The 25,627-nt window shown below is 56.9% G+C and carries 25 protein-coding genes; 11 read left to right on the top strand and 14 right to left on the bottom strand.

Annotated features, from left to right (window positions below; all coding sequences use genetic code 11):
• The first annotated feature begins 4 nt into the window (after nucleotides 1–4).
• Nucleotides 5–520, top strand: coding sequence for a Der GTPase-activating protein YihI (gene yihI, locus IM300_RS17545; RefSeq protein ID WP_006808729.1), 516 nt, complete (start codon nucleotides 5–7; stop codon nucleotides 518–520).
• A 188-nt stretch (nucleotides 521–708) separates the two neighbouring features.
• Nucleotides 709–2,082: an oxygen-independent coproporphyrinogen III oxidase gene (gene hemN, locus IM300_RS17540; RefSeq protein ID WP_063865412.1), complete on the top strand. Its 1,374-nt coding sequence runs from the start codon at nucleotides 709–711 to the stop codon at nucleotides 2,080–2,082.
• 100 nt (nucleotides 2,083–2,182) lie between these two features.
• Here hemN and IM300_RS17535 read toward each other — a convergent pair whose 3' ends face one another.
• From IM300_RS17535 to glnA, 4 genes are all read right to left on the bottom strand, one after another.
• Nucleotides 2,183–2,293 carry a YshB family small membrane protein gene (locus tag IM300_RS17535; RefSeq protein ID WP_017382667.1) on the bottom strand — a complete coding sequence of 37 codons (111 nt, stop codon included), beginning with the start codon at nucleotides 2,291–2,293 and terminating at the stop codon, nucleotides 2,183–2,185.
• Between the two features lie 109 nt (nucleotides 2,294–2,402).
• Nucleotides 2,403–3,815, bottom strand: a complete 1,413-nt coding sequence (glnG, locus tag IM300_RS17530; protein ID WP_063449670.1) for a nitrogen regulation protein NR(I) — start codon at nucleotides 3,813–3,815, stop codon at nucleotides 2,403–2,405.
• Nucleotides 3,816–3,826: 11 nt separating this feature from the next.
• Nucleotides 3,827–4,876, bottom strand: coding sequence for a nitrogen regulation protein NR(II) (gene glnL, locus IM300_RS17525; protein ID WP_003861923.1), 1,050 nt, complete (start codon nucleotides 4,874–4,876; stop codon nucleotides 3,827–3,829).
• Between the two features lie 167 nt (nucleotides 4,877–5,043).
• The gene (gene glnA, locus IM300_RS17520) at nucleotides 5,044–6,453 is read right to left on the bottom strand and encodes a glutamate--ammonia ligase (RefSeq protein WP_003861925.1); all 1,410 of its coding nucleotides are present in this window, start codon (nucleotides 6,451–6,453) and stop codon (nucleotides 5,044–5,046) included.
• A gap of 377 nt (nucleotides 6,454–6,830) precedes the next feature.
• Between glnA and typA the strand changes: the two genes are divergently transcribed.
• Complete coding sequence (gene typA / locus IM300_RS17515) at nucleotides 6,831–8,654, top strand: ribosome-dependent GTPase TypA (RefSeq protein WP_006808726.1); 1,824 nt, start codon at nucleotides 6,831–6,833, stop codon at nucleotides 8,652–8,654.
• 79 nt (nucleotides 8,655–8,733) lie between these two features.
• Here typA and ompL read toward each other — a convergent pair whose 3' ends face one another.
• The 7 genes from ompL to yihU all read right to left on the bottom strand — a co-directional run bounded on the left by ompL (nucleotide 8,734) and on the right by yihU (nucleotide 17,471).
• Nucleotides 8,734–9,420, bottom strand: a complete 687-nt coding sequence (gene ompL, locus IM300_RS17510) for a porin OmpL (protein ID WP_063865415.1) — start codon at nucleotides 9,418–9,420, stop codon at nucleotides 8,734–8,736.
• A 74-nt stretch (nucleotides 9,421–9,494) separates the two neighbouring features.
• The gene (locus tag IM300_RS17505) at nucleotides 9,495–10,919 is read right to left on the bottom strand and encodes an MFS transporter (protein WP_193037589.1); all 1,425 of its coding nucleotides are present in this window, start codon (nucleotides 10,917–10,919) and stop codon (nucleotides 9,495–9,497) included.
• 43 nt (nucleotides 10,920–10,962) lie between these two features.
• A complete protein-coding gene (locus IM300_RS17500) occupies nucleotides 10,963–12,345 on the bottom strand; it encodes an MFS transporter (RefSeq protein WP_049138041.1) in 1,383 nt (460 codons plus the stop codon).
• A 45-nt stretch (nucleotides 12,346–12,390) separates the two neighbouring features.
• Nucleotides 12,391–14,415, bottom strand: coding sequence for an alpha-glucosidase (locus IM300_RS17495; RefSeq protein ID WP_193037582.1), 2,025 nt, complete (start codon nucleotides 14,413–14,415; stop codon nucleotides 12,391–12,393).
• Between the two features lie 16 nt (nucleotides 14,416–14,431).
• Nucleotides 14,432–15,673 (bottom strand): sulfoquinovose isomerase, encoded by a 1,242-nt coding sequence (gene yihS / locus IM300_RS17490; protein ID WP_063865419.1) that lies wholly within the window; start codon nucleotides 15,671–15,673, stop codon nucleotides 14,432–14,434.
• A gap of 14 nt (nucleotides 15,674–15,687) precedes the next feature.
• Nucleotides 15,688–16,563: a sulfofructosephosphate aldolase gene (yihT, locus tag IM300_RS17485; protein WP_193037580.1), complete on the bottom strand. Its 876-nt coding sequence runs from the start codon at nucleotides 16,561–16,563 to the stop codon at nucleotides 15,688–15,690.
• A 17-nt stretch (nucleotides 16,564–16,580) separates the two neighbouring features.
• On the bottom strand, nucleotides 16,581–17,471 hold the full coding sequence (gene yihU / locus IM300_RS17480) for a sulfolactaldehyde 3-reductase (RefSeq protein WP_041911769.1): 891 nt from the start codon (nucleotides 17,469–17,471) through the stop codon (nucleotides 16,581–16,583).
• Nucleotides 17,472–17,626: 155 nt separating this feature from the next.
• Here yihU and IM300_RS17475 point away from each other — a divergent pair, with 155 nt between their 5' ends.
• From IM300_RS17475 to nadS, 8 genes are all read left to right on the top strand, one after another.
• Nucleotides 17,627–18,523 (top strand): sugar kinase, encoded by an 897-nt coding sequence (locus IM300_RS17475; RefSeq protein ID WP_193037578.1) that lies wholly within the window; start codon nucleotides 17,627–17,629, stop codon nucleotides 18,521–18,523.
• A gap of 34 nt (nucleotides 18,524–18,557) precedes the next feature.
• Complete coding sequence (locus IM300_RS17470; protein ID WP_063865422.1) at nucleotides 18,558–19,358, top strand: DeoR/GlpR family DNA-binding transcription regulator; 801 nt, start codon at nucleotides 18,558–18,560, stop codon at nucleotides 19,356–19,358.
• Between the two features lie 118 nt (nucleotides 19,359–19,476).
• Nucleotides 19,477–20,076 (top strand): glucose-1-phosphatase, encoded by a 600-nt coding sequence (gene yihX / locus IM300_RS17465; RefSeq protein WP_063449678.1) that lies wholly within the window; start codon nucleotides 19,477–19,479, stop codon nucleotides 20,074–20,076.
• Nucleotides 20,070–20,951: a virulence factor BrkB family protein gene (locus IM300_RS17460; protein ID WP_063449679.1), complete on the top strand. Its 882-nt coding sequence runs from the start codon at nucleotides 20,070–20,072 to the stop codon at nucleotides 20,949–20,951. Before yihX ends, IM300_RS17460 begins: the two co-directional genes overlap by 7 nt.
• On the top strand, nucleotides 20,948–21,385 hold the full coding sequence (gene dtd / locus IM300_RS17455; RefSeq protein WP_193037576.1) for a D-aminoacyl-tRNA deacylase: 438 nt from the start codon (nucleotides 20,948–20,950) through the stop codon (nucleotides 21,383–21,385). Before IM300_RS17460 ends, dtd begins: the two co-directional genes overlap by 4 nt.
• A 44-nt stretch (nucleotides 21,386–21,429) precedes the next feature.
• Complete coding sequence (fabY, locus tag IM300_RS17450) at nucleotides 21,430–22,371, top strand: fatty acid biosynthesis protein FabY (protein WP_063449681.1); 942 nt, start codon at nucleotides 21,430–21,432, stop codon at nucleotides 22,369–22,371.
• 148 nt (nucleotides 22,372–22,519) lie between these two features.
• Nucleotides 22,520–22,831 carry a type II toxin-antitoxin system RelE/ParE family toxin gene (locus IM300_RS17445; protein ID WP_193037574.1) on the top strand — a complete coding sequence of 104 codons (312 nt, stop codon included), beginning with the start codon at nucleotides 22,520–22,522 and terminating at the stop codon, nucleotides 22,829–22,831.
• Complete coding sequence (gene nadS, locus IM300_RS17440; RefSeq protein ID WP_193037572.1) at nucleotides 22,832–23,122, top strand: NadS family protein; 291 nt, start codon at nucleotides 22,832–22,834, stop codon at nucleotides 23,120–23,122.
• Between the two features lie 41 nt (nucleotides 23,123–23,163).
• On the opposite strand, the gene fdhE is transcribed toward nadS, so the two are convergent.
• Genes fdhE through fdxH form a run of 3 tightly spaced genes read right to left on the bottom strand, consistent with a single transcriptional unit; the run spans nucleotide 23,164 to nucleotide 25,624 of the window.
• Nucleotides 23,164–24,093 (bottom strand): formate dehydrogenase accessory protein FdhE, encoded by a 930-nt coding sequence (fdhE, locus tag IM300_RS17435; protein WP_023315053.1) that lies wholly within the window; start codon nucleotides 24,091–24,093, stop codon nucleotides 23,164–23,166.
• Nucleotides 24,090–24,725 (bottom strand): formate dehydrogenase cytochrome b556 subunit, encoded by a 636-nt coding sequence (fdoI, locus tag IM300_RS17430; protein ID WP_015569914.1) that lies wholly within the window; start codon nucleotides 24,723–24,725, stop codon nucleotides 24,090–24,092. The genes fdhE and fdoI overlap by 4 nt, the downstream gene beginning before the upstream one ends.
• Complete coding sequence (gene fdxH, locus IM300_RS17425) at nucleotides 24,722–25,624, bottom strand: formate dehydrogenase subunit beta (RefSeq protein WP_003861960.1); 903 nt, start codon at nucleotides 25,622–25,624, stop codon at nucleotides 24,722–24,724. The genes fdoI and fdxH overlap by 4 nt, the downstream gene beginning before the upstream one ends.
• Between the last annotated feature and the right edge of the window lie 3 nt (nucleotides 25,625–25,627).

The following is a 25,627-nucleotide window of genomic DNA, read 5'->3' as shown; positions in this document are numbered from 1 at the left end:
CATCATGAAAAAACCGACCTCCGCTGCGGGCGCGAAACGCCCTGCAAAAGCACGCCGCAAAACGCGCGAAGAACTGAATCAGGAAGCGCGCGATCGCAAACGCGATAAAAAACACCGTGGCCATGCTTCGGGTAGCCGTGCTAACGGTGGCGGTGCCGCAGGCGCTTCTGCAAAAGGCAAACAGCAGAAAGATCCTCGTATCGGCAGTAAAACTCCCATTCCACTGGGCGTGACAGACACGCCGGTCACTAAGCAGCACAAACCAAAGAGCGAGAAACCTATGCTTTCACCGCAGGCTGAGCTGGATATGCTGGAGAACGATGAGCGCCTGGACGCGCTGCTGGAACGTCTTGAAGAGGGTGAAACCCTGACCGCCGAAGAGCAGTCCTGGGTGGACGCCAAACTGGACCGCATTGATGAACTGATGCAAAAGCTGGGTCTGTCCTACGATGATGAAGAAGACGAAGAGGAAGACGAAAAGCAGGAAGATATGATGCGTCTGCTGAAAGGTGGAAACTAACATTTGCACCCGGCAGGTACACTCGTCCTGCTTATAACCCTTCCGGTTATATGTTATCTGGTGTGGTTATTCGTTAAACTACGGCGGTTGTCGCGGCGACAGAAGTGGCTGCGCACCCGAATGATGGCCCGCAACGGGACCAGAACGGGCCGCCGTATACGAACGCGACACCAACGGAAGGAGTGAGCATGTCTGTACCATCTATCGACTGGGATTTGGCCCTGATCCAGAAATATAACTATTCCGGGCCGCGTTATACTTCATACCCCACCGCGCTGGAGTTCTCTGACGCTTTCGGCGAGGCGGATTTTCAGCAGGCTGTCGCGCGCTACCCTGAGCGCCCGCTGTCGCTCTACGTCCATATTCCGTTCTGCCACAAGCTCTGCTACTTCTGCGGCTGCAATAAAATCGTTACCCGCCAGCAGCACAAAGCTGACCAATACCTCGATGCGCTAGAGCAGGAAATCCTGCACCGCGCACCGCTGTTTTCCGGGCGCCACGTCAGCCAGCTTCACTGGGGCGGCGGTACGCCAACCTACCTGAATAAAGCGCAAATTAGCCGCCTGATGACGCTGCTGCGCGAGAACTTCAGCTTCATCAACGACGCCGAAATCTCGATCGAGGTCGATCCGCGTGAAATCGAGCTGGATGTGCTGGATCATTTACGCGCCGAGGGCTTCAACCGTCTGAGCATGGGCGTGCAGGACTTCAACAAAGAAGTACAGCGCCTGGTCAACCGCGAGCAGGACGAAGCGTTTATCTTTGCCTTACTCAACCATGCGCGTGAAATCGGCTTTACCTCAACGAACATCGACCTGATATACGGCCTGCCGAAGCAGACGCCGGAAAGCTTTGCCTTCACGCTTAAACGCGTGGCTGAGCTCAACCCGGACCGCCTGAGCGTCTTTAACTATGCGCACCTGCCGACGCTGTTCGCCGCTCAGCGCAAAATCAAAGATGCGGATCTGCCCTCCGCCCAGCAGAAGCTGGACATTTTGCAGGAGACCATCGCCTCGCTGACCGAAACCGGCTATCAGTTTATCGGTATGGATCACTTTGCCCGTCCGGACGACGAGCTGGCGATTGCCCAGCGCGAAGGTGTTCTCCACCGTAACTTCCAGGGATACACCACTCAGGGCGATACCGATCTGCTCGGAATGGGCGTCTCCGCCATTAGCATGATTGGCGACTGCTACGCCCAGAACCAGAAAGAGCTGAAGCTGTACTATCAGCAGGTAGACGAAACCGGCAACGCGCTGTGGCGCGGCATCGCGTTAACGCGCGACGACTGCATCCGTCGTGATGTGATTAAGGCGCTGATCTGCAACTTCCGCCTCGATTTCAGCGAGGTGGCGTCGCAATGGGATCTGCACTTCAGCGATTACTTTGCCGAAGACCTGAAGCTTCTGGCGCCGCTGGCGAAAGACGGGCTGGTGGATGTGTCGGAGAGCGCGATTGAGGTCACGCCGAAAGGGCGTCTGTTGATTCGTAATATCTGCATGTGCTTCGACGCCTATCTGCGCCAGAAAGCGCGTATGCAGCAGTTCTCGCGGGTGATTTGAGCTGCAATGCCGGGTGGCGCTTCGCTTACCCGGCCTACATCTCGCACTTATGTAGGCCGGGTAAGGCAAAGCCGCCACCCGGCTTTTCCTCAACAGCTCGCTAGCTAAACAGCCCAACCAGCGCCGCACACAGCACCGCCGCAACGGCAGTTTGTGGCGTGTGGCTTTCCGCTGCTCCGCTCGAAAGCAAAGTCACTAATGATTCCAGCATGATGCTCCCCCCAATTTCCGGGCACGATCATACAAAACTCATCGGAACAGTAAAGCGCAAAATAACGGCAATTTGCGCTCAATTAATCATCTTTACACTGCGGTAGAGATCACTCCATTCCCAGCTCTTTCAGCTTGCGCGTCAGGGTATTCCGACCCCATCCCAGCAGGCGAGCCGCTTCCTGTTTGTGGCCCTGAGTATGACGAAGCGCGGTAGTCAACAGCGTGCGCTCCATCTCAGGCTGCGCTTCGGAGAGCAGATTTTGATGACCGGAACGCAGCGCGCGATCGGCCCACTGCGCCAGCAGCGTCGCCCAGCTGTCCGGCAGCGCATGTCCGGTGCTGCTTTCGGGCACGGTGGCTTCAAACAGTTCGGCAGGGAGATCCTGAATCAATACCTCCTGTCCGGCGGCCATCACGGTCAGCCAGCGGCAGGTGTTTTCCAGCTGACGCACGTTGCCCGGCCACGCCAGACGGGTGAGGGCGGCATCCGTTTCGGGGTGAAGCTGCTTGGCTTCCACGCCCAGCTCGCGGGCCGCCACTTGCAGGAAATGACGCGCCAGGCGCGGGATATCTTCCCGACGCTCGCGCAGCGGCGGCAGGTGCACGCGGATCACGTTCAGGCGATGGAATAAATCTTCACGGAACTTGCCCTCCTGCACGCGCAGCTCCAGGTTCTGGTGCGTCGCGGCGATAATACGCACGTCCACCTTCACCGGCGCATATCCGCCCACGCGGTAAAACTGACCATCTGCCAGCACGCGCAGCAGACGGGTCTGAACATCCAGCGGCATATCGCCGATTTCATCCAGGAAAAGCGTTCCACCGTCAGCCTGTTCAAAGCGTCCCTGACGAATGGTGTTCGCGCCGGTAAACGCCCCTTTTTCGTGGCCAAACAGTTCAGATTCAATCAAATCCTTGGGGATCGCCGCCATGTTGAGGGCGATAAAGGGTGCTTTCGCCCGCGGGCTGTGGCGATGCAGGGCGTGCGCGACCAGCTCTTTACCGGTGCCCGATTCACCGTTAATCAATACGCTGATGGACGACCGGGACAAACGCCCGATGATGCGGAACACGTCCTGCATGGCCGGCGCTTCACCGATGATGTCCGTCGTAGGCCCGAAATCCGGCGCGTGGCGGGGCTGCTGTTGCTCCTGATAGTGGCTGATGGCGCGTTCGACCAGAGCAACGGCTTCGTCGATATCAAACGGTTTTGGCAGGTAATCAAACGCCCCCTGCTGGTATGCGCTGACGGCGGCATCCAGGTCGGAGTGGGCGGTCATTATGATGACCGGAAGCATAGGGTGGCGCTGTTTGATCTGCTTTAAGAGCGCCAGTCCGTCCATTCCCGGCATGCGAATATCCGAGAGCAGCACGTCCGGCGTTTTGGTGGTAAGCGCATCGAGCACCTCGCTGCCGCTCTCAAACGTCGTGCAGCTTAATCCCGCTCCCGTGAGCGCGCGTTCAAGCACCCAACGGATGGAGCTATCGTCATCGACTACCCAGACTATCCCTCGTTGCATAAACGTCACCTTTATTTTTTAATCGGCAGGAAAACCGAAAACTCGGTATGTCCCGGCCAACTGGTAAATTCAATTTTGCCGGAGTGTTGGTCAATCAAATTACGGGCTATGGATAACCCCAGCCCGGTGCCGCCTTCGCGACCGCTGACCATCGGGTAGAACAGGGTGTCCTGGAGATGCGGCGGGATCCCCGGCCCGTTATCTTCCACATCAATACGTGCCGCCAGACGATAACGCACACCGTGCAGCGTCAGCTGGAACGCGGTGCGGGTACGCAGAATAATTTCGCCCCCCTCCGGGCCCAGCGCCTGCAACGCGTTACGCACAATGTTCAACAGCACCTGTTCAATCTGGTCCGGATCGTGCGCCAGCTCCGGCAGGCTTGGGTCGTAATCACGCACCAGCGTGACGTTATCCGGCAGCTCCATAGAGACGAGTTTCACCACTCGCTCCGCAACTTTGTGAATGCTTTCTGAAACGTGCATCCCCGGCTGCTGTGGCCCGAGCAGACGATCGACCAGATTACGCAGACGGTCCGCCTGCTCAATAATGACGTTGGTATACTCCGCCAGGGCAGGGTCAGGCAGCGCTTTGGTCAGGAGCTGTGCCGCACCGCGTAAGCCGCCCAGCGGGTTTTTAATCTCATGAGCCAGCCCGCGCACCAGGTCGCGCGCCGCAATCTGCTGCGCATGCTGAAGCTGCTCCTGGCTGAGACGACGCTGGTTATCCATCGGCGCCATTTCCAGCAGAATCATGCCATCCGGCAGGCGCTGGGCAGTGAGGGACAAAATATGCGAGCGTCCGTCAATCACCAGCGTCACTTCGTTATCGGTGAAGCCCTGGCCCGCCTGCAAACTCTCCTGCATCAGGCCAATATTCAGCGAGAAATAGCTCAGCAGTTCCGGCAGCGGCGTGCCAAACAGCTTACGGGCGCTTTGGGCGAGCAGCTGCTGCGCCGCCGGGTTGGCGTAATGCACCGCCAGCTCGTCGTCGACCAGCAAAATACTGTTAATCAAAGAATTGAGGATCTGCCCAGCATCGGGCAGCGTGCCAGTTGCCATTCAGCAGTCTCCTGGAGTAGTTGCACTATTTTAGTGCAGTATAGCGTTTTAAAGGTAAAAAGCGCGTGAGATCAGGTTGTTGGTGGAGAAAAAAGCCCATCCGAAGATGGGCTAAAGTTTCCACGGCAACTACTCCCGACGCGAAAGCGCCGGGCAAAACAAATCAATTAAACGCTGTAGTACAGCTCGAACTCAACCGGGTGCGGCGTCATGCGAACGCGGTCGTTTTCTTCGGTACGCAGCGCGATGTAAGCGTCGATCGCTTCATCGGTGAACACGCCGCCAGCGGTCAGGAACTCGCGGTCTGCGTCCAGCGCTTGCAGGGCTTCTTCCAGAGAGCCGGCAACCTGTGGGATCTCTTTCGCTTCTTCTGGCGGCAGGTCGTACAGGTTTTTGTCCATTGCTTCGCCTGGGTGGATCTTGTTCTTGATACCGTCCAGACCGGCCATCAGCAGTGCTGCGAAGCACAGGTATGGGTTAGCCGCCGGGTCCGGGAAGCGCACTTCGATACGACGCGCTTTCGGAGACGCCACCACCGGGATACGAATAGATGCAGAACGGTTACGGGCAGAGTAAGCCAGCATCACCGGTGCTTCGTAGCCTGGGACCAGACGCTTGTAGGAGTTGGTGGTCGGGTTCGCCAGGGCGTTGATCGCTTTAGCGTGCTTGATAACACCGCCGATGTAGTGCAGCGCCTGCTCAGACAGACCCGCGTACTTGTCGCCAGAGAACAGGTTGGTGCCGTTCTTGGACAGGGACATGTGGCAGTGCATACCGGAACCGTTATCGCCGAACATTGGTTTTGGCATGAAGGTCGCGGTTTTACCGAAACGGTGCGCAACGTTGTGCACAACGTATTTGTAGATCTGAATCTCATCCGCTTTTTTGGTCATGGTGTTGAAGCGGGTAGCGATTTCGTTCTGGCCAGCCGTCGCCACTTCGTGGTGGTGCGCTTCAACAACCAGGCCCATCTCTTCCATGATCAGACACATGGTAGAACGGATGTCCTGTGAAGAATCGACCGGAGGAACCGGGAAGTAACCGCCTTTCACGCCTGGACGGTGACCTTTGTTACCGCCTTCGTATTTGGTGGAAGAGTTCCATGCGCCTTCGATGTCATCGATAGCCACGTGGGAGCCAGAAATGGAAGCACCAAAACGGATGTCGTCGAACAGGAAGAACTCTGGCTCTGGCCCGAACAGAACGGTGTCTGCGATGCCGGTAGAGCGCAGGTACTCTTCAGCGCGTTTTGCGATGGAGCGTGGGTCACGGTCATAGCCTTGCAGCGTGCCGGGTTCCAGGATATCGCAGCGGATGATCAGCGTAGGTTCTTCGTAGAACGGGTCAATGAGCGCAGTGGTTGCATCTGGCATCAGAACCATGTCGGATTCGTTGATGCCTTTCCAGCCGCCAATGGAGGAGCCGTCAAACATTTTGCCTTCTTCAAAGAATTCGGCGTTCACCTGATGAGCAGGGATCGTGACGTGCTGTTCTTTACCTTTGGTATCGGTGAAGCGCAGATCAACAAACTTCACTTCATGTTCGTTCAGCATCGTCAAAACGTGTTCAGCGGACATACTTAACTCTCCAGATTGGTCATTGTCGTCGTGGTAACGAGGTCTTCAAATCGGCTGGGCTGCCATATTTTTACTGTATTTCTGTAAAGCGAAATCTGTGCCAACTTTTAAAACACCCCCAAAAGGCGTTATCATGCGCACCATAGTGCAGAAGGGCTGCACCACATTGGATTCGTTGCACCATTATAGTGCTTCAATGTGAACATTGAGCACCATATTGGTGCAATTTACGTTAAAGTGCCCTTTTACCGCTCCGTGAAAGCGATCACAAAGCATCTCTGCAATACTTGTTTGCGGGGGATGTTTGTGATCCTGTTTTGTAGTGCGATTAATCCGTGTACAATAACGCGCTATTTCTAAATGCCTGAGGCAAAGTTGTGATCGAAAAATTGCGTAATATCGCCATCATCGCGCACGTCGACCATGGTAAAACTACCCTGGTTGATAAGCTGCTACAGCAGTCTGGTACGTTTGATGCTCGTGCCGAAACTCAAGAGCGTGTGATGGACTCCAACGATTTGGAGAAAGAGCGTGGGATTACCATCCTCGCCAAAAACACCGCTATCAAATGGAATGACTACCGTATCAACATCGTTGATACCCCAGGGCACGCCGACTTCGGTGGTGAAGTTGAGCGCGTGATGTCCATGGTGGATTCCGTGCTGCTGGTGGTTGACGCATTTGATGGCCCTATGCCGCAAACGCGCTTCGTGACCAAAAAAGCATTTGCCCACGGCCTGAAACCTATCGTTGTGATCAACAAGGTTGACCGTCCTGGCGCGCGTCCTGACTGGGTTGTTGACCAGGTATTCGACCTGTTCGTTAACCTCGACGCGACCGACGAGCAGCTGGACTTCCCTATCGTTTACGCCTCTGCGCTGAACGGTATCGCGGGTCTGGATCACGAAGACATGGCTGAAGACATGACTCCGCTGTACCAGACGATTGTTGACCGCGTTCCTGCGCCAAACGTTGACCTGGAAGGCACCCTGCAAATGCAGATCTCCCAGCTCGACTACAACAACTACGTTGGCGTAATCGGCATTGGTCGTATCAAGCGCGGTAAAGTGAAGCCTAACCAGCAGGTCACTATCATCGATAGCGAAGGCAAAACCCGTAACGGTAAAGTCGGTAAAGTTCTGACTCACCTGGGTCTTGAGCGTATCGAGAGCGACATCGCTGAAGCGGGCGACATCATCGCCATCACCGGTCTGGGTGAGCTGAACATCTCCGACACCATCTGCGATCCGCAGAACGTTGAAGCGCTGCCAGCCCTGTCCGTTGATGAACCAACCGTATCTATGTTCTTCAACGTCAACACCTCTCCGTTCTGTGGTAAAGAAGGTAAGTTCGTTACCTCTCGTCAGATCCTTGACCGCCTGAACAAAGAGCTGGTGCACAACGTTGCGCTGCGCGTTGAAGAAACTGAAGACGCTGATGCATTCCGCGTTTCCGGTCGTGGTGAGCTGCACCTGTCCGTTCTGATTGAAAACATGCGTCGTGAAGGTTTCGAGATGGCGGTTTCCCGTCCGAAAGTTATCTTCCGCGAAATCGATGGCCGTAAACAAGAGCCGTTCGAAAACGTAACGCTGGACGTTGAAGAGCAGCACCAGGGTTCTGTGATGCAGGCGCTGGGCGAGCGTAAAGGCGACCTGAAAAACATGAATCCAGATGGCAAAGGCCGCGTACGTCTCGACTACGTGATCCCAAGCCGTGGCCTGATCGGCTTCCGTTCTGAGTTCATGACCATGACCTCCGGTACGGGTCTGCTGTACTCCACCTTCAGCCACTACGACGACGTGCGTCCGGGCGAAGTGGGCCAGCGTAACAACGGCGTGCTGATCTCCAACGGTCAGGGTAAAGCGGTTGCGTTTGCGCTGTTCGGTTTGCAGGATCGCGGTAAGCTGTTCCTGGGTCACGGTGCTGAAGTTTACGAAGGCCAGATCATCGGTATTCACAGCCGTTCTAACGACCTGACGGTAAACTGCCTGACCGGTAAGAAACTGACCAACATGCGTGCGTCCGGTACTGACGAAGCAACGGTTCTGGTTCCACCGATCAAGATGACTCTGGAGCAGGCTCTGGAATTCATCGATGATGACGAACTGGTCGAAGTGACGCCTCAGTCAATTCGTATCCGTAAACGTCACCTGACCGAGAACGATCGTAAACGTGCTATGCGCGGTGCGAAAGAAGAGTAATTCGGTTATGCCGTAGGCCGGGTAAGCGCAAGCGCCACCCGGCAACGAAAAAGCCGCTGAGCGATCAGCGGCTTTTTTATTAGAACGAATACCGTAACCCTAACCGAATCCGGTACTGCTCGCGGTTGTAATCATTCCATCGGTCCAGCCACTGAAGCTCGAGGTACGGCAGCCAGTTTCTGTCGATCTTATAGCTGAACTTGTTGGTTATTTCCCAGTGATGGTCTTTGCCATTTTTGCTGTGGTAATCATTTATCCGCTGGAAAAAGTGCGGCTCAAAGGTGTAGAAAAACGCATCCGTCACTTTGAAATTCCAGTAGTTGGCGAATTCGTGCGTGTCGTTCTTATCCATCTGCCCGTTATAGTCCGGCGTATCGTAATTGTTACGGTTATAGCGATAGCGGAACGTCAGATTAAACCCGTCCGTGAATTTATAGTTGGTATCTAAATACACCGCGCCACCCGAACCGGCGCTGCTGTCGTTGATCAACCCGCCGGGCTGAAAGGTGAGTTTATCCGTCGGTTTAAAGAGCGGATACCACCCCTCTATTTCGTTATAGCTGTGCTTGAGCTCATCCCATCTCCCCACGTTGTAGGCGTTGGTGAACATCAACCCCGCGCCCATATCGAAGTTATAGCCCGCACGCAGGATCACTTCGTGCAGCTCAGAGGCCGTATTGTAGGCTTCACGGGTTTCAACATAGGCCCCGGCGAATACCGGGCAGGACACAGACGACACGATCAGTACAGTGATGATTCTTTTCATAATTTGTCCATGTATCAGGTACAGAAAGGCCTCCCTCCTGATGAACAGGAAGGAAATACGGGCCGAATTTATTGTTATAAAGTGACTGCTGACGCTTTATTGTTGGGTGTTATCTCAGGGGTATTCGCTGACTGTTTTTTCCGTTTTCCAATCTCCTCGATGATAAAGGCGAAGCGCGCTTCGTTGAGTTTATAAAACAGCCCCATGGTCACGGCGGCGACGATTGCCAGGCCGCACGGCCAGAGGAAAATAAGCTGACGCAAACCCAGCAGCGTGCCCGCGCTCTGTACGGCGTGGGGAACGTAGCCGATCTGGGTCAGCATAATGCCGGGCAGGAAGCCGGCGAGGGCGGCGGAGATTTTGCGCGAGAAGGTATAGCCGGTGTAAACCGATCCCTCGGCGCGGATGCCGGTTTTCCACTCGCCGTAATCAACGGTATCCGGCACCAGCGCCCAGTTCAGACTGTTCACAAACGCGGTGCCGAAAAAGGCCATGCAGGAAAAGAGCACGAACAGCAGGGAGCTGGTTCCCCAGAAGAAGTTCAGCACGTCGCCCACCGCCCACAGCGCCAGCCCGCCCAGATAGACGGGCTTCTTGCCAAAGCGCTTCACCGCGCCGGGCACCAGAAACACGCCAATCAGAATGCAGCCCATGCTGAAAAAGCCCATCCACGACAGTAAATGCAGGTCGTTTAGCACGTACTGGGTGTAATAGACCTGAATCGCCAGCTTGATGTTAAACGCGGCGAGGGTGCAGAGGTTGGCGATGCACAGCACCAGCAGCGGCGGATTGCGAAAAATCGCACAGAACGATTTCAGAATGCCGGGCTTATGGTGATCGGGTGTGATCTCGACGTAGCGCTCTTTCACCCCGCTGTAGCACCACCACATGCAGAACAGGCCGCCGGTGACGAACACCAGCGCGGCTACCAGATAGCCGAGGGAAGGCTGGCTGACGAACAGCGCCTGAATGGGCATAAAGCCGACGGTGCAGAGCAACAGCCCCACCGTTGCGCCGCCCTGACGCCACGCGGCAAGCTGCGCGCGCTCGTTCGGGTTTTTGGTGATAGCCGGCACCATCGCACCGTAGGCACAGTTCATCAGGCTGTAGCAGAGCCCAAACATCATGAAGAGCACGGTGGCGATAGCCGTTTTGACCGTCAGGCTAAAGTCGTTGGCCATAAACTGCGCCGTCGCGACCAGCGCCACCGGCACGGAGGCATACAAAATGAATGGCCGGAATTTTCCCCGCGCGCCGATGTTTCGCCGGGAATCCAGCAACACCCCGGTAAGCATGTCGGTAAAGGCGGTAAAAAACTTTGCCACCAGGAAAATAATGCCGCCGTAGAACGCGGGCATCCCCAGTTCATCGGTGTAAAACTTCAGCAGGTACAGCGTGCCAATACACAGCATTAGATTCGAGCCAAAATCGCCCATCCCGTAGGCGCACTTCTCTCGCAGGCTCAATTTCAGGGTTAACGGATCAGTATTGTGTGTCATGGTCGATCCTCAGAGCGCCCCGCAGGGCGCTCTATCACGTCATTTATGCCGTACGTTTGCGCAGTTCGATCTCTTCCACGATGCGCACATACATCTTCTCGTTGAGGTTGTAGAAGCAGCCCATCGCCACGATGGTAATGACCGCCAGCAGGCTCGGGTAGATAAATATCAGCTGCCGCAGCCCTTCAACCGTCCCGGCGGACTGCACCACGTTGGGCACATAGCCGATCTGCGTGAGCATGATCCCCGGGAAGAAGCCCGCCAGCGCCTGCGAGACCTTACGGAAGAAGGTAAAGCCGGTATAGACCGTCCCCTCGGAGCGCACGCCGGTGCGCCACTCGCCGTATTCCACGGTATCGGACACCAGCGCCCAGTTCAGGCTGTTCACGAACGCGGAGCCGAAGAACGCCAGGCAGGAGAACGCCACAAAGCTCACCGAGCCGCCGCCGAAGAAGTAGTTGAGCAGATCGCCCGCCACCCAAATCATCAGCCCGCTGATGTAGACCTTTTTCTTGCCGAAGCGCCGCACCGCGCCGGGCATCATAAAGACGCCGATAAAAATACAGCCCATGCTGAAGAAGCCCATGTATGACAGCAGGATCGGGTCGTTCAGCACGTACTGCGTGTAGTAGACCTGAATGGCGAGCTTAACGTTAAACGCGCCCAGCGTGCACAGGTTCGCGATGCACAGGATAAACAGCGGACGGTTTCCGGCAATGGCGCGAAACGACTGCAACAGCCCCGGCTTTTGCGCCGGGTTAGCAGGCTGCGTCTCGACGTAACGCTCGGTGACGCCCTTATAGCACCACCACATAAAGAACAGCCCGAACAGCGAGAAGAGGGTGGCGGCAAAGATGTAGCCAAGCTGGTCGTTACCTTCAATCAGGTTCATCACCGGGACAAAGCCCACCGTACAGAGCAGCAGGCCGAGCGTGGCGCCGCCCTGACGCCAGGCCGCCAGCGAGGCGCGCTCGTCCGGGTTTTTGGTGATGGCGGGCACCATCGCGCCGTAAGAGCAGTTCATCATGCTGAAGAACAGGCCGTACAGCATGAACAGCACCGTCGCCATCACCGTTTTGCCGGTCATCTCAAATGGCGTACCGACGAAGTTGGCAATCGCCAGTAAGGTCACCGGGAAGGCGGCATACAGCACGAACGGGCGGAATTTCCCTTTCGGGCCAATTTTGCGCCGGGAGTCGAGCATGATCCCGGTGCCCATATCGGTGAAGGCGGTAAAGAATTTGGCAATCAGGAAGATGATCCCGCCGTAGGTGCCGGGCAGCCCCAGCACGTCGGTGTAAAACTTCAGCAAATAGAGCGTGCCGATATCCAGCAGGATGTTAGAGCCGAGATCGCCCATCCCGTAGGCGAGTTTTTCTTTAAACGGCAGGCGTAGGGTTGCCGGATCGGAAGTATGTTGACTCATTATTGTTCTCCGTCTGCCCGCAGGTTTCCCTGCGGGCGAGCCTTATCAGATATCACGTAAGGTGCTAAACAGATCTGCCCATTCGCTGTGCTGGCGATAGAAGACCGGCGGCTTGCCGATCGGGGCATCGACGGTCACGTCACCGCCCTGGCAGATTTCCCCCGTCCACGCATTGACCCAGCTGTCCTGCGGCAGATAGAGCGACCAGTCCCGGCGGCCCTCTTCATGAACCGGCGCCACCAGCAGATCGCGGCCAAACAGATACTGGTATTTCAGCGTGTAGGCGCGCGCGTCGTCCTCGTAGTGCAGGAACAGCGGACGCATCACCGGCAGGCCGCTTTTCGCGTTCTGCGCAACCGCAGCTTTGATATACGGCTTCAGGGTGGTGAACACGGTGGTCATGCGCGCGAAGTGCGCGATGGTTTCCGCATCGCCGTCGAACTGCCAGTTGTCGCCAGGGCGGTTGCCCTCGTGGGTACGCATCATCGGCGTAAAGGCGCTGAAGTCGCACCAGCGCAGGAGCAGCTCCTTGCTGCGCTTCATCTCGAACAGGGTGGTATAGCCGCCGATGTCGCTGTGGTGCAGGCCGTGCCCGGTCATCGCCAGCGACAGAGCCGCGGGCACGACGGACGCCAGACCGTCGTCCAGGCTCCAGTCAACGTTTTGATCCCCCGCCCACATCATCACCGAGTGCTTCTGGCTGCCGGTATAACCCGCGCGCATGAAGAACAGGATCTCCCCGAGCTTGCCGGTCTCTTCCAGCGCCTCGTAGTTACACTTCGCCCACAGGGCAGGCCAGGCGTTATGCATGATCTCCGCGCTCACGCCGTTGTGCAGGAAGGTATCGGTCGGCAGATATTCCCCGAAATCGGCCATCCAGCCGCCGCAGCCCAGCTCGATCAGGTTCTTTTTAATGACCTCTTTGTACCAGCCGTAGGCTTCCGGGTTGGTCAGGTCGATAACGCCCGCGTAGAACTCGCCGAATTCAACGTGGTAATCCTCGCCGTCGGCGTTTTTGGTCAGATAGCCGCGTTTCGCCGCCTCTTCGCAGAGATCTTTATCGCTGGCGACGTACGGGTTGATATAGGAGAGGAACTTTACGCCCTCCTGCTTCCACTGCCCGATCCGCTCGTCAAGCTGCGGATAGAGCTCGCTGTTCCACTTCCAGTTCCACATCACGCGTTTGCCGAAGGAGGTCATGCGGATGCCGGACCAGTCCTGCGCCCAGATGCCGTTCACCTTCACGCCGCCCTCGCGCATGGCGTTGAGCTTCTGCTGGCACACCTCGGTGCCGCCCTGGATGCCCAGCGTCACGCCGTCGTAAACCCAGTCCGGCAGCTCAGGCTGACGCCCCAGCAGGCCGGTCAGTTTTTCCAGCAGATCGACGTAGGTTTGTGCACATTCGAAGCGTAGCGTGGCGTTATCTTCCCAGAACGCCAGCTCGTGGAAGTCCGGTGCGCTGAAGTCAAAGTTCATGTAGCAGCTGTTATCCACGTGGCAGTAATACTTCTGGGTGCTCACGAAGGTAGGCTGCGGGAAGAAGGTCCAGTAGTAATCGCCGCCCGCGTTCTCTTTGCAGTCGGCCTGCCAGGTGACGTAGGTCTGCTTGTTGCGGCCCACGCCCTGCTCGCTGGTCCACAGCGGGAACGGCTTGCCGCGCAGATCGAAGTACGAGAACTGCTCGCCGCAGCCGTAGATATGATCTTCCGGCTGCGCCGCCAGCCGCAGCCAGATGCGGTTATGACTGGCGGCATCATTTTTCAGCTTCAGCTCCAGACGGCCTTCCGCATCCACGCCCACCAGTAGCGTGGCGCTCACCGCATCGCCGCGGGTAAAGCGGATGGCCCAGCCCGCGCTTTGCTGCGTGACGGTCGCGTCCGTCAGGGCAATCTTTTCGTTGAGCTTGTCTTTAATGCTGAAATTGCCGCGAAACATCTCGATATCGGCCTCGCCTGCTCCGATCCACAGGCAAGGCGCTTCTTCGGAGTGGGACAAAATCAGGCGATCCTGCCAGCGCAGGGTGAAGCCACGTTCGTTATTCTTCAGGTCAATATTGTGTAGGGTACGCATAAAAACTCCGTCTTTATTATTTGGCCTGGCTATCCAGCAATCCGGCGGCGACGGCAGGCGCTAAGCCGGGCGCCAGCGGCAGGCGGGGGATCACCAGGCAGTGCAGCAGATGGTAAATATCCTGCTTACCGTCCCAGACTTTGGTGGTCACTTCGTTATTGGTGTCCAGCTCCTGCCACCAGGAACCGTTTTCGTAATCCATCAGGTACGTGATGCAGTAATCCCACCACTTCTGATACCAGGCTTCGTACTGCGCTTCGCCGGTCACGGTATAGAGGGCATAGGCCGTGCCCATCGCCTCGACGATGGGCCAGCGCACGCGTTCGCGAACGATAGGCTTGCCGTCCCAGCCCACGGAGTAGACAAACCCGTCGGCGCCGTCGGGTGCCCAGGCGTCGCGGATGGTGGCGTGGAACAGGCCTTTCGCATCTTCCAGCAGCCACTCCGGCGGGGTTTCAAAGCGCGCTTCCAGCGCGGCGCGCAGGTGCAGCATCAGGCGGCCCCACTCAATCCAGTGTCCCGGCGTGCCGCCGTAAGCGCGGAAGCGGTGAGCAGGGTTATCGATGTTGTAATCGCGGATCGGGTTCCAGTCGGTGTCGAAATGCTCGTTAACGCGATACTCGCCCTTGCGCGCCACGTCGTGAATAATCACCGAGGCGATGCGCAGGGCGCGGTCGAGCCACTTACGATCGTGAGTTACGTCATAGACAATCAGGAAGGCTTCCACGGCGTGCATGTTGGCGTTACCGCCGCGGTAATCTTCCGTTTTGCTGAAGGCTTCATCCCAGGACTCAAGGCACATTTGCTCCTGTTCGCTCCAGAAGTAGCGCTCAATCACCTCAATGGCATCGTCCAGCAGCCTGCGTGCCTGCGGGTGGCCGGTGGTGACGGCGCTCGCCGCGCCCAGCAGGACGAAGAAGTGCTGATAGCCCTGCTTGGAGGCATCCATTACGCCTTCATCGTTTACGCAGGCGTACCAGCCGCCGTGCTGTTTGTCGCGCAGCGGGCCGTTGAGGGCATTAATGCCGTGTTCAACCAAGGCATACGCGCCGGGACGGCCCATGTTCGCCGCTACCGCGTACACGTGCAGCATACGGGCGGTGATCCACAGATGGGTGCCCATATCGCTGCGAACCTGCCCGTTATTGCCCAGCCAGCCAAAGCCGGTCGGTACGGCGGCGTTTTTGCCGAAATCAAGAATGCGGTCGGTCTCTTGTTCGAGCCAGCGGTTGTGGCTCAGGGTGTTAAACCATTTCATGTTCGGGTCCTTTCTTAACGGCGAGCCATCATTTCGTCGACGATCTCACCCAGACGCTGAAGTTTTGGTACGGAAATATCACGCAGCATCAGCTCGGTATCCGGCAGGCCAATCACCGAGGACCAGACGGCGCGACCGGCTAAAAAGCCCGATGCCCCTGCCTGCATCGCCACGCTCACGGCGCGCGGGAACAGCTTATCGTCCACGCCGGACGAGAGGATCACCCACGGCATGGCGATGTTCTCGTTCAGCTTCTGCGAGGCCGCCAGCAGTTCCTGCTGCGTGCCCTTGCCAAACAGCGGCATCTCCACCTTGTAGAGGTCGGCACCGCTGTCGCCCAGCTCTTTCGCCGCATCAATAATCGCCTGTTCGCGGTTAAATTCGGCTCCGCGACGCGGCGGACGTACCACCGGCTCGATAATGCTCAGCAGCCCGTTGTCGTGGCACAGTGTATTGAACGCTTTCACCATCTCCAGGCGCTGCTGCGGATCTTCATCGCTGCGCCACAGCACCAGCAGCTTCAGCGCCTTGCCGCCATCGCGTTTGACCGCCTGAGCGTCGATGCTTTTGTCGATCACCACGCTGTCGACCGGAATACCGTTCCCCGGAATAAACTCGTCGGCGGCCACAATCATCGCGCAGCTGTTGGCTACGGCGTGCTGCTCGACAATCTGGCGATAGCAGAACTGCTGGTCGACGAGGATCGCAGAGGCGTACGGCGACAGAATTTTCGCCGCGTTGACCTTAAAATCCGTCAGGTGCTGGTCGGTTACCGGCACCGGCGCGCCTGCGGCGGCAAACATCAGGCGCATCGCTTCGCGTTGATCCACGGCCAGCATTGCAAAACCGCCGGAAGGTCGGGTGATATCTTTCAGGGTGTACATCGTCATTCCTCAGTCCTTTCGTATCAGTGTGATTTTTTCAGCCCGGCAGATGCGCGAACCTGTTCAAGAATGGCCGTCCAGTCTTCGCGCCCGCGCCCGGCGGCGCGAGCCTGGTTGTAAACTTCGCGGGACGCCGCGCCCAGCGGCATCGGAACGTGGAGCTGGTTAGCCACGTCCAGGGCGATCCCCAGATCTTTATGCGCAAGGTCGATCATGAAGGCGGGTGAAAGATCGCCTTTCAGCACCTTGTTTGGCCATGAGGTGGTGAAGTGGCCTTTACCCGCCGGCGTGCCGCTCATCACCTTCAGCGCCACGTCAAAGGAGAGGCCAAGCGCTTCACACAGTACCGCCGCCTCGGCGGAAAGCGCGTTCAGGGCGATGCTCATGTAGTTATTGATGAGCTTTACGCGGATGCCCATGCCCGGCCCGCCGGCGTTAATCAGTTCATTGCCCATCGCCATTAAGACGGGGGTGGCGCGTTCCACCTGCTGCGCGGTGCCGCCCGCCAGCAGGAGCAGCGTGCCGGCGATGGCATGGTCAGACGTGCGTCCCACGGGCACGTCCATCAGGCTGAAGCCCCGCTCAGCCATGTCGCGGATCAGCGCGTCGGTTTGCAGCGGGTGGATGGTGGACATATCAATCACCAGCGCGTCGCGGGATAACCCTTCGCACACGCCGTGCTCGCCGAACAGTACGCTGCGCACCAGGTCGCCGTTTGGCAGCATGGTAATGACGAATTCGGCGTCCGTTGCGGCCTGAGCGGGCGTAGCCGCCGCCCGTGCGCCGCTCTCCACCAGCGCCTGAACCGCCTGCGGGTTCACGTCAAAGACGTTAAGCTGGTGACCTTGCTTCAACAGATTCTTCGCCATTGGCGCGCCCATCTGCCCTAAACCGATAAATGCGATTGCTGACATGCCTCTCTCCTGTCACATCGTGTCAATTTCTGCGCGTTTGTGTTGTCTGTTTTTGATCGTATTTGTAATTTATAGTCAAAAAATTGACACGGGTCACTTTTTAAACATTTGGTGAAATTAAAATGAAGGCATCAGAAATCGCAGAAGGAATCACCATGACTCGCATCGTTTGTGTCGGCATTACCGTGCTGGATCGCATCTGGTATCTCGATGATTTACCGAAAGAAGGTGGGAAATATGTCGCAAAAGACTACACGGAAGTGGGCGGCGGCCCGGCGGCCACGGCGGCAGTGGCAGCGGCAAAGCTGGGTGCTGAAGTGGATTTTATTGGCCGGGTGGGGGACGACGATACCGGCAGACGGCTGCTCGCGGAGCTGGAATCCCTGGGGGTAAACACCCGCTATACGCGCGTGTTTAACGGTGCCCGATCGTCACAATCGGCGGTGCTGGTGGACGCAGGCGGAGAGCGAGTGATTGCCAACTACCCCAGCCCCGCTCTGCCCGCCGAGGCAGACTGGCTGCATGAAATCGACTTCTCCCAGTGGGATATTGTATTAGCAGACGTGCGCTGGCATGACGGGGCAAAACAGGCATTTACCCTGGCCCGTCAGCAGGGCGTACCGACGGTGCTTGATGCGGATGTCACCCCGCAGGATATCGCGGAGCTGATCGCCTTAAGCGACCACGCGGCCTTCTCCGCGCCGGGGTTGCGCCGCCTTACGCACCGGGACGAAACAGAAAATGCCCTCAGAAAAGCACAAACGCTCACAAATGGACATGTGTATGTCACGCAGGGGCGAGAGGGCTGCTTCTGGCTGGAAAACGACACGCTATGTCATCAGCCTGGCTTTGAGGTGAACGTCATTGATACCACCGGCGCGGGCGACGTTTTCCACGGTGCGCTGGCGTTCAGCCTGGGACAGCAATCCACCGCCGCAGACGCCGTGCGTTTTGCCAGCGCCGTCGCAGCGCTGAAATGCACAAAGCCCGGCGGGCGCGCAGGTATACCCGACTGTGATCAAACCCGCTCTTTTTTGTCACTTTTTGTATAAAATGCGGGGCGTGATGGTTTTCAGAGGACAGCCCATGAGCCTTACCGAACTGACCGGCAACCCGCGTCACGATCAGCTGCTGACGCTGATTGCCGATCGTGGCTATATGAACATTGATGAACTGGCGCAGCTGCTGGACGTGTCGACGCAAACGGTGCGCCGGGATATCCGTAAGCTCAGCGAGCAGGGGCTGATTACGCGTCATCATGGCGGCGCGGGCAGGGCGTCCAGCGTGGTGAACACGGCGTTCGAACAGCGCGAAGTGTCGCTTACTGAAGAGAAGCGGGCGATTGCCGAAGCCATTGCGGACTATATTCCCGATGGCTCGACCATCTTTATTACTATCGGAACCACCGTGGAGCACGTTGCCCGGGCGCTGCTTAACCATAATCATCTGCGCATCATCACCAACAGCCTGCGGGTGGCGCATATTCTGTATAAGAACCCGCGCTTTGAAGTGATGGTGCCGGGCGGCACGCTGCGCCCGCACAACGGCGGCATTATCGGCCCGGCGGCGACGGCGTTTGTGTCGGGCTTCCGGGCGGACTATCTCGTGACCAGCGTCGGGGCGATTGAACACGACGGCGCGATGATGGAGTTTGACGTCAACGAAGCCAGCGTGGTGAAAACCATGATTGCCCACTCCCGCCACATTTTACTGGCGGCCGATCATACGAAATACCACGCCTCCGCGGCGGTTGAAATTGGCAACGTGGCGCAGGCGACGGCGCTGTTCACCGATGAGCTGCCCGGCTCGGCGCTGCAAAACCACCTCAAATCCAGCAAGGTTGAGGTTGTCGAAGTCAATTCCGGAGAAGAGCAGCAGGCTGGCTGACCTTCTGATGGCCCGATATGTCGATTCGGGCCTTTCCTTTCTCTAAGCTGAATCTGGCGCATAGCTAAAGTTTCTCTTTCCCGCTACAGTTACTTTTCCACGGCGAAAGGAGATAAACATGCTTTATATCTTTGACTTAGGAAATGTAATCGTCGATATCGATTTTAACCGGGTGCTGGGTGCATGGAGCGATTTTAGCCGTGTTCCGCTGGCGACGTTAAAGCAGAATTTTGCGATGGGCGAGACTTTCCATCTGCACGAGCGCGGTGAGATCAGCGATGAAACGTTCGCAGAGCGTTTCTGTCAGGAAATGGGTCTCTCGTTAAGCTACGAGCAGTTTTCCCACGGCTGGCAGGCCATATTTGTCGCGATCCGCCCCGAAGTGATCGACATCATGCACAAGCTGCGCGAGCAGGGACATCGAGTTGTTGTGCTGTCTAATACCAACCGCCTGCATACCACCTTCTGGCCGGATGAATACCCGGAGATCCACGCGGCGGCTGATAAAGTGTATCTCTCCCAGGAGATGGGGATGCGTAAACCGGAGGCGCGCATCTACCAGGCGGTGTTGCAGGAAGAAGGATTCACGGCGGCGGATGCGGTCTTTTTTGACGACAACGCCGATAATATAGAAGGGGCTAACCAGTTAGGCATCACCTCCGTTCTGGTGACCGGAAAAGAGACGATACCGAACTACTTTGCGAAGCAGTTATGCTAAAAACCGTTCATCAAAAAGCCAACCATCACACGCGCCCGCTCAGGGCGTGGCTGAAACTCCTCTGGCACCGCATTGATGAGGACAACATGACCACGCTGGCAGGCAATCTCGCCTACGTGTCATTGCTCTCGCTGGTTCCGCTGGTGGCGGTGATTTTTGCGCTTTTTTCGGCGTTTCCGATGTTTGCCGATGTGAGCATGCAGCTTCGTCATTTCGTCTTTGCGAACTTCATTCCTGCCACCGGCGACGTGATCCAGAACTACATCGAACAGTTTGTCGCTAACTCCAGCAAGATGACGGCGGTGGGGGCGTGTGGGCTGATTGTCACCGCGCTGCTGCTGATGTACTCCATCGACAGCGCGCTCAACACCATCTGGCGGAGCAAAAAAGTTCGCCCGAAGGTCTATTCCTTTGCCGTCTACTGGATGATATTAACCCTCGGCCCCTTGCTGGCGGGGGCGAGCCTGGCGATCAGTTCCTACCTTCTTTCGCTGCGCTGGGCGAGTGACTTAAACAGCGTGATCGATAACATGCTGCGCATCTTCCCGCTGATTTTATCGTGGCTTTCGTTCTGGCTGCTTTATAGCGTGGTGCCAACCACGCGTGTACCTAACCGGGATGCCGTGGTTGGCGCGCTGGTCGCGGCGTTACTCTTTGAGCTGGGCAAGAAGGGATTCGCGCTTTATATCACCATGTTCCCCTCTTATCAGCTGATTTACGGCGTGCTGGCGGTAATCCCCATTTTGTTTGTCTGGGTCTACTGGACGTGGTGTATCGTCTTGCTTGGCGCCGAAATAACTGTCACTCTCGGGGTCTACCGCGAACTCAAAAAAGCAGCAGAAGCTGAAAAACAACAAGAAGCAGACCAACCATGATTGCATTGATTCAGCGCGTAACCCGTGCCAGCGTCACCGTGGAGGATGAGGTGACGGGTGAAATTGGCCCAGGACTTTTGGTGCTCCTGGGTGTCGAAAAGGATGACGACGAACAAAAAGCCAACCGCCTGTGCGAGCGCGTGCTGGGCTACCGGATTTTCAGCGATGCGGAAGGCAAGATGAACCTGAACATTCAGCAGGCTGGCGGCAGCGTGCTGGTGGTCTCCCAGTTTACGCTGGCCGCCGATACCGAGCGCGGCATGCGCCCGAGTTTTTCGAAGGGCGCGGCACCGGATCGCGCAGAAGCCCTTTATGAGTATTTTGTTGAGCGCTGTCGCCAACAGGACATGAATACACAAACCGGACGATTCGCTGCGGATATGCAGGTTTCGCTGGTGAACGATGGCCCCGTCACATTCTGGCTCCAGGTTTGAGCCAGCTGGCGGCCTGGCCGCGGGTAACAAGAGAGAGTACAGCTATGTATCACCTTCGAGTACCGCAAACGGAAGAAGAGTTAGAGGTTTATTACCATTTCCGCTGGGAAATGCTGCGCAAGCCATTACATCAGCCGAAAGGATCTGAACGCGACGCCTGGGATGCAATGGCGCATCATCAGATGGTGGTGGACGAAGAGGGCAACCTCGTCGCCGTGGGGCGTCTGTATATCAATGCCGATAACGAAGCCTCTATTCGCTTTATGGCCGTTCACCCCTCCGTGCAGGACAAAGGCCTTGGAACGCTGATGGCGATGACGCTGGAATCCGTTGCCCGTCAGGAAGGGGTTAAGCGCGTCACCTGTAGCGCCCGCGAAGATGCCGTTGAGTTCTTTGCCAAGCTCGGTTTCGTGAATCAGGGTGAAATCAGCGCCCCGCAGACCACGCCGATTCGTCACTTTTTGATGATCAAACCTATCGCCACCCTGGATGATATTCTCCATCGCGCCGACTGGTGCGGACAGCTCCAGCAGGCGTGGTATCAGCACATACCGCTCAGTGAAAAAATGGGCGTGCGTATTCAGCAGTATACCGGACAAAAATTTATCACCACCATGCCGGAAACCGGCAACCAGAACCCGCACCATACCCTGTTTGCCGGGAGCCTGTTTTCTCTCGCCACGCTCACCGGCTGGGGGCTGATCTGGCTGATGCTGCGCGAGCGTCATCTCGGCGGCACTATTATTCTTGCCGATGCCCATATTCGTTACAGCGCGCCGATTAGCGGCAAGCCGAGCGCGGTGGCCGACCTGGGCGCTCTGGGCGGCGATCTCGACCGCCTGGCGCGTGGACGTAAAGCACGCGTGCAGATGCAGGTTGAGCTGTTTGGCGATGATACGCCAGGCGCTGTGTTTGAAGGCACCTATATCGTTCTTCCTGCGAAGCCGTATGGCGCGTATGAAGAGGGGGGGAACGAGGAGGAGTAACGGTCTTCTGGAAAGCGGCTCGCAAATACACAACGTAGCAGGACGTATCCTTCGCTTTATTCGGCGTATCCCATTAACGTAATCAGCAAGGGGTACGTCATTGACGTACATTAGACATTTGTTACTATAAGCCAATGGCGTATGTTTAATGCTATTCATTGAAACGGACATTTTCACAGAAGACGTCAAAACGTTACTGGATGACGACGAATATCATAGGTTCCAGATATTCCTGGCGACGCAACCGGAGTACGGCGATCTTATCCAGAATACGGGAGGCTTGCGGAAGATTCGCTGGCTTGCTGGCGGAAAGGGAAAGCGTGGTGGAGTCAGAGTTATCTATTTTTACCGTACGCGTGAGTTTGAAATCAGACTGCTGCTCATCTATCGCAAAGGGATTAAAGATGACCTGTCCGCGGGGGAGGAAGCTATTCTGAAAAAGATGATAGAGAGGTGGTAAATGGATAAGACGCTGTTTGAGCGATTAACCCAAAGCGTTGGGCAAATGAACGAGATTGCCGAGGGCCAACGCGAGCCGTCGCGTACCTTTCAAATCGATGCGATGAAAATAAAAGAAATTCGTCAGGCATCCGGGTTGTCGCAGAGTAAATTCGCGACCTTAATCTCTGTCAGCGTTGATACATTGCGTAACTGGGAACAAGGCAGACGCTCGCCTACGGGCCCGGCTAAAGCGCTGTTGCGCGCTATTGCTAACGATCCTCAACATGTCATCCCTGCGCTATCGCAGTAATTAGCCCGGTTGCACTGAGGCTCACCGGGCTTTTATGGAGATTACTCCCCTTCACCCGGGAACAGGAACGGGTTAATCGAGCTACGGGCAAAGCCCTCCTGCTCCATTTTGGCGTCCAGAATCAACGAGGCGAGATCGTCGGCCACTGCTTCGACTTTCGGATCCTTTTCCTGATACAGAATCTTCAGGTAAGTCCCGCAGTCGCCGCAGCTTTCGGCTTTCACCGCCGCGTCTTCATTTTCCAGCGACCAGTAGTTGAGATCGCGAGTCTGCTCGCAGTTGCTGCACTTGATGCGCACCACGTGCCACTCGGTTTCACACAGGTTGCAGTGCAGGTAGCGCAGCCCCTGCGTCGTCCCAATCTGCACCATGCTGGAGACCGGCATTGAGCCGCACACCGGGCAGAACTGGCGCGCTTCGCCGTATTCGGCGCGGGCTTTACCCGGGATCAGGCTCGCCATTTGCGCCCAGTAAAGCGACAGCGCAGCCCAGATAAACGGCGCTTTATCGCTGCTGACCAGCGAGAAGTCGGAGGCAAACAGCGCGCTCGCCATCTCTTCCAGCTCTTGCTCTGAAGCTTTTTCCAGGTTCTCAATGACCGCCAGCGCCGTGCCGCTCATCTCCGGCTTCAGCTCGGCAATCAGCGAATGCAGCAGCTTATGCCAGTGCTTGTCGCGCGGCAGGACGTGAATATCCAGCGGCGGCTTGCCCTGCTCGTTAGCTTCTTTGATGCGCGCGGTCAGGTCCATTTGCAGCGGGTGATCGTACAGCACCACCTCCTGCGCATGGGCAACCAGCGCGGCAAAACGCAGAAAATCGCCCAGCGGGTTGTTCTCTGCCAGCTCGCGCAGACGCTCTGCGCGGCGGTTGTAGAGGTTCTTGAGTCTGGGGAATAACAACGGCGGAATATACTCCGCCGTACGTTTCTCGCTCGACCCCAGCTCATCTTGCGGGATTATGCGAATACTCATTCAGATGACTTTTCCTGTTTCTGGCGGACTTCACGGTACCAGCGCGGGTGATGTTTCTTCGCCCACGTTTTGGTTACCCATCCTTCCACCATCGCGGTAATGGTGCCTTTCACCCAGAGGGCGGCGTAAATATGCACCATGATAACCACAATTAACGCCACTGCGGCAAATGAATGCAGCATTAACGCAAATCGGATCACCGGGATTGAGAAAGCAGGCGCAAAGTACGGACGCCAGATGATCACGCCGCTCACCAGCAACAGGACCAGGAAGATAATCGCCGCCCAGAATACGCATTTCTGACCGAAGTTATAACGCCCGGTATCACCCACTTCCTCGTTGACGACGATCTTACGAATATTCTTCGCCCAAAAGATATCATCCCGATTGATTAGGTTATGGTGCCAGTAACGGAAAAACATGATGATAAACGAGGCAAACATCACCACACCCACGAACGGGTGAAGGATGCGCGCCAGCTGCGGCGTGCCCAGGATCTGCATCAGCCAGTTGAAGGAGGGGAAGAAGAACCCCAGCCCGCTTATCGCCGCCAGCATGAAGCAGAAGGCGGTGACCCAGTGGTTGATGCGTTCCGGCGCGGTGTAGCGCACGATGGTGTCACGTTTTCTCATTTGCGCACCTCGTCTTTCTCTTCATGCAGGTTGTCGTCTTCCTCTTCCGCGCGGTTCGGACCGACGCCGACGTAGTGGAAGATGCTCGCTGCAAAGGTAGCCGCAAAACCGACCGCGGCCAGCGGTTTCCAGATGCCTTTCCAGAACTTCACGGTGGCGCTGATTTCCGGGTTCTCCGGCAGGCCGTGATACAGGTTCGGCTTGTCGGCGTGGTGCAGCACGTACATCACGTGCGTCCCGCCAACCCCGGCCGGATCGTACAGACCAGCATTATCGTAACCACGGGTTTTCAGCTCGCCCACGCGCTCTGCCGCCAGCGTTTTCATATCCTCTTTGGAGCCAAAGTGGATAGCGCCGGTTGGGCAGGTCTTCACGCATGCTGGCTCCTGGCCGACGTTTACGCGGTCTACGCACAGGGTACATTTGTAGACGCGGTTGTCTTCCGGGTTCATGCGCGGCACGTCGAACGGACAACCCGCGATGCAGTAGCCGCAGCCAATGCACTGCTCGGACTGGAAGTCGACGATGCCATTGGCATACTGAATGATAGCCCCTTCTGACGGACACGCCTTCAGGCAGCCCGGATCCGCACAGTGCATACAGCCGTCTTTGCGGATAAGCCATTCCAGTTTGTCGTTCTGCTCTACTTCCGAGAAACGCATTACCGTCCAGGACTTGGCGGTCAGGTCTGCCGGGTTGTCGTACACTCCGACGTTGTGACCCACTTCGTCACGGATGTCGTTCCACTCTGAACAGGCCACCTGACAGGCTTTACAGCCGATACAGGTGGTCACGTCGATAAGCTTCGCCACTTCCTGCTGGTGGTCCCGCGCCTGAGGCGCGGGCGTGAAACCGTTAGTCGCGGAACGACGGATAATGTCTTGAGATTGATAAGCCATAAG

It is taken from the genome of Enterobacter cloacae complex sp. I2 (assembly GCF_014896205.1).
Classification (GTDB): domain Bacteria; phylum Pseudomonadota; class Gammaproteobacteria; order Enterobacterales; family Enterobacteriaceae; genus Enterobacter; species Enterobacter quasihormaechei.
The sequence above is the reverse complement of the archived record's forward strand: the minus strand, read 5'-3'. Positions and strand labels throughout refer to the sequence as shown.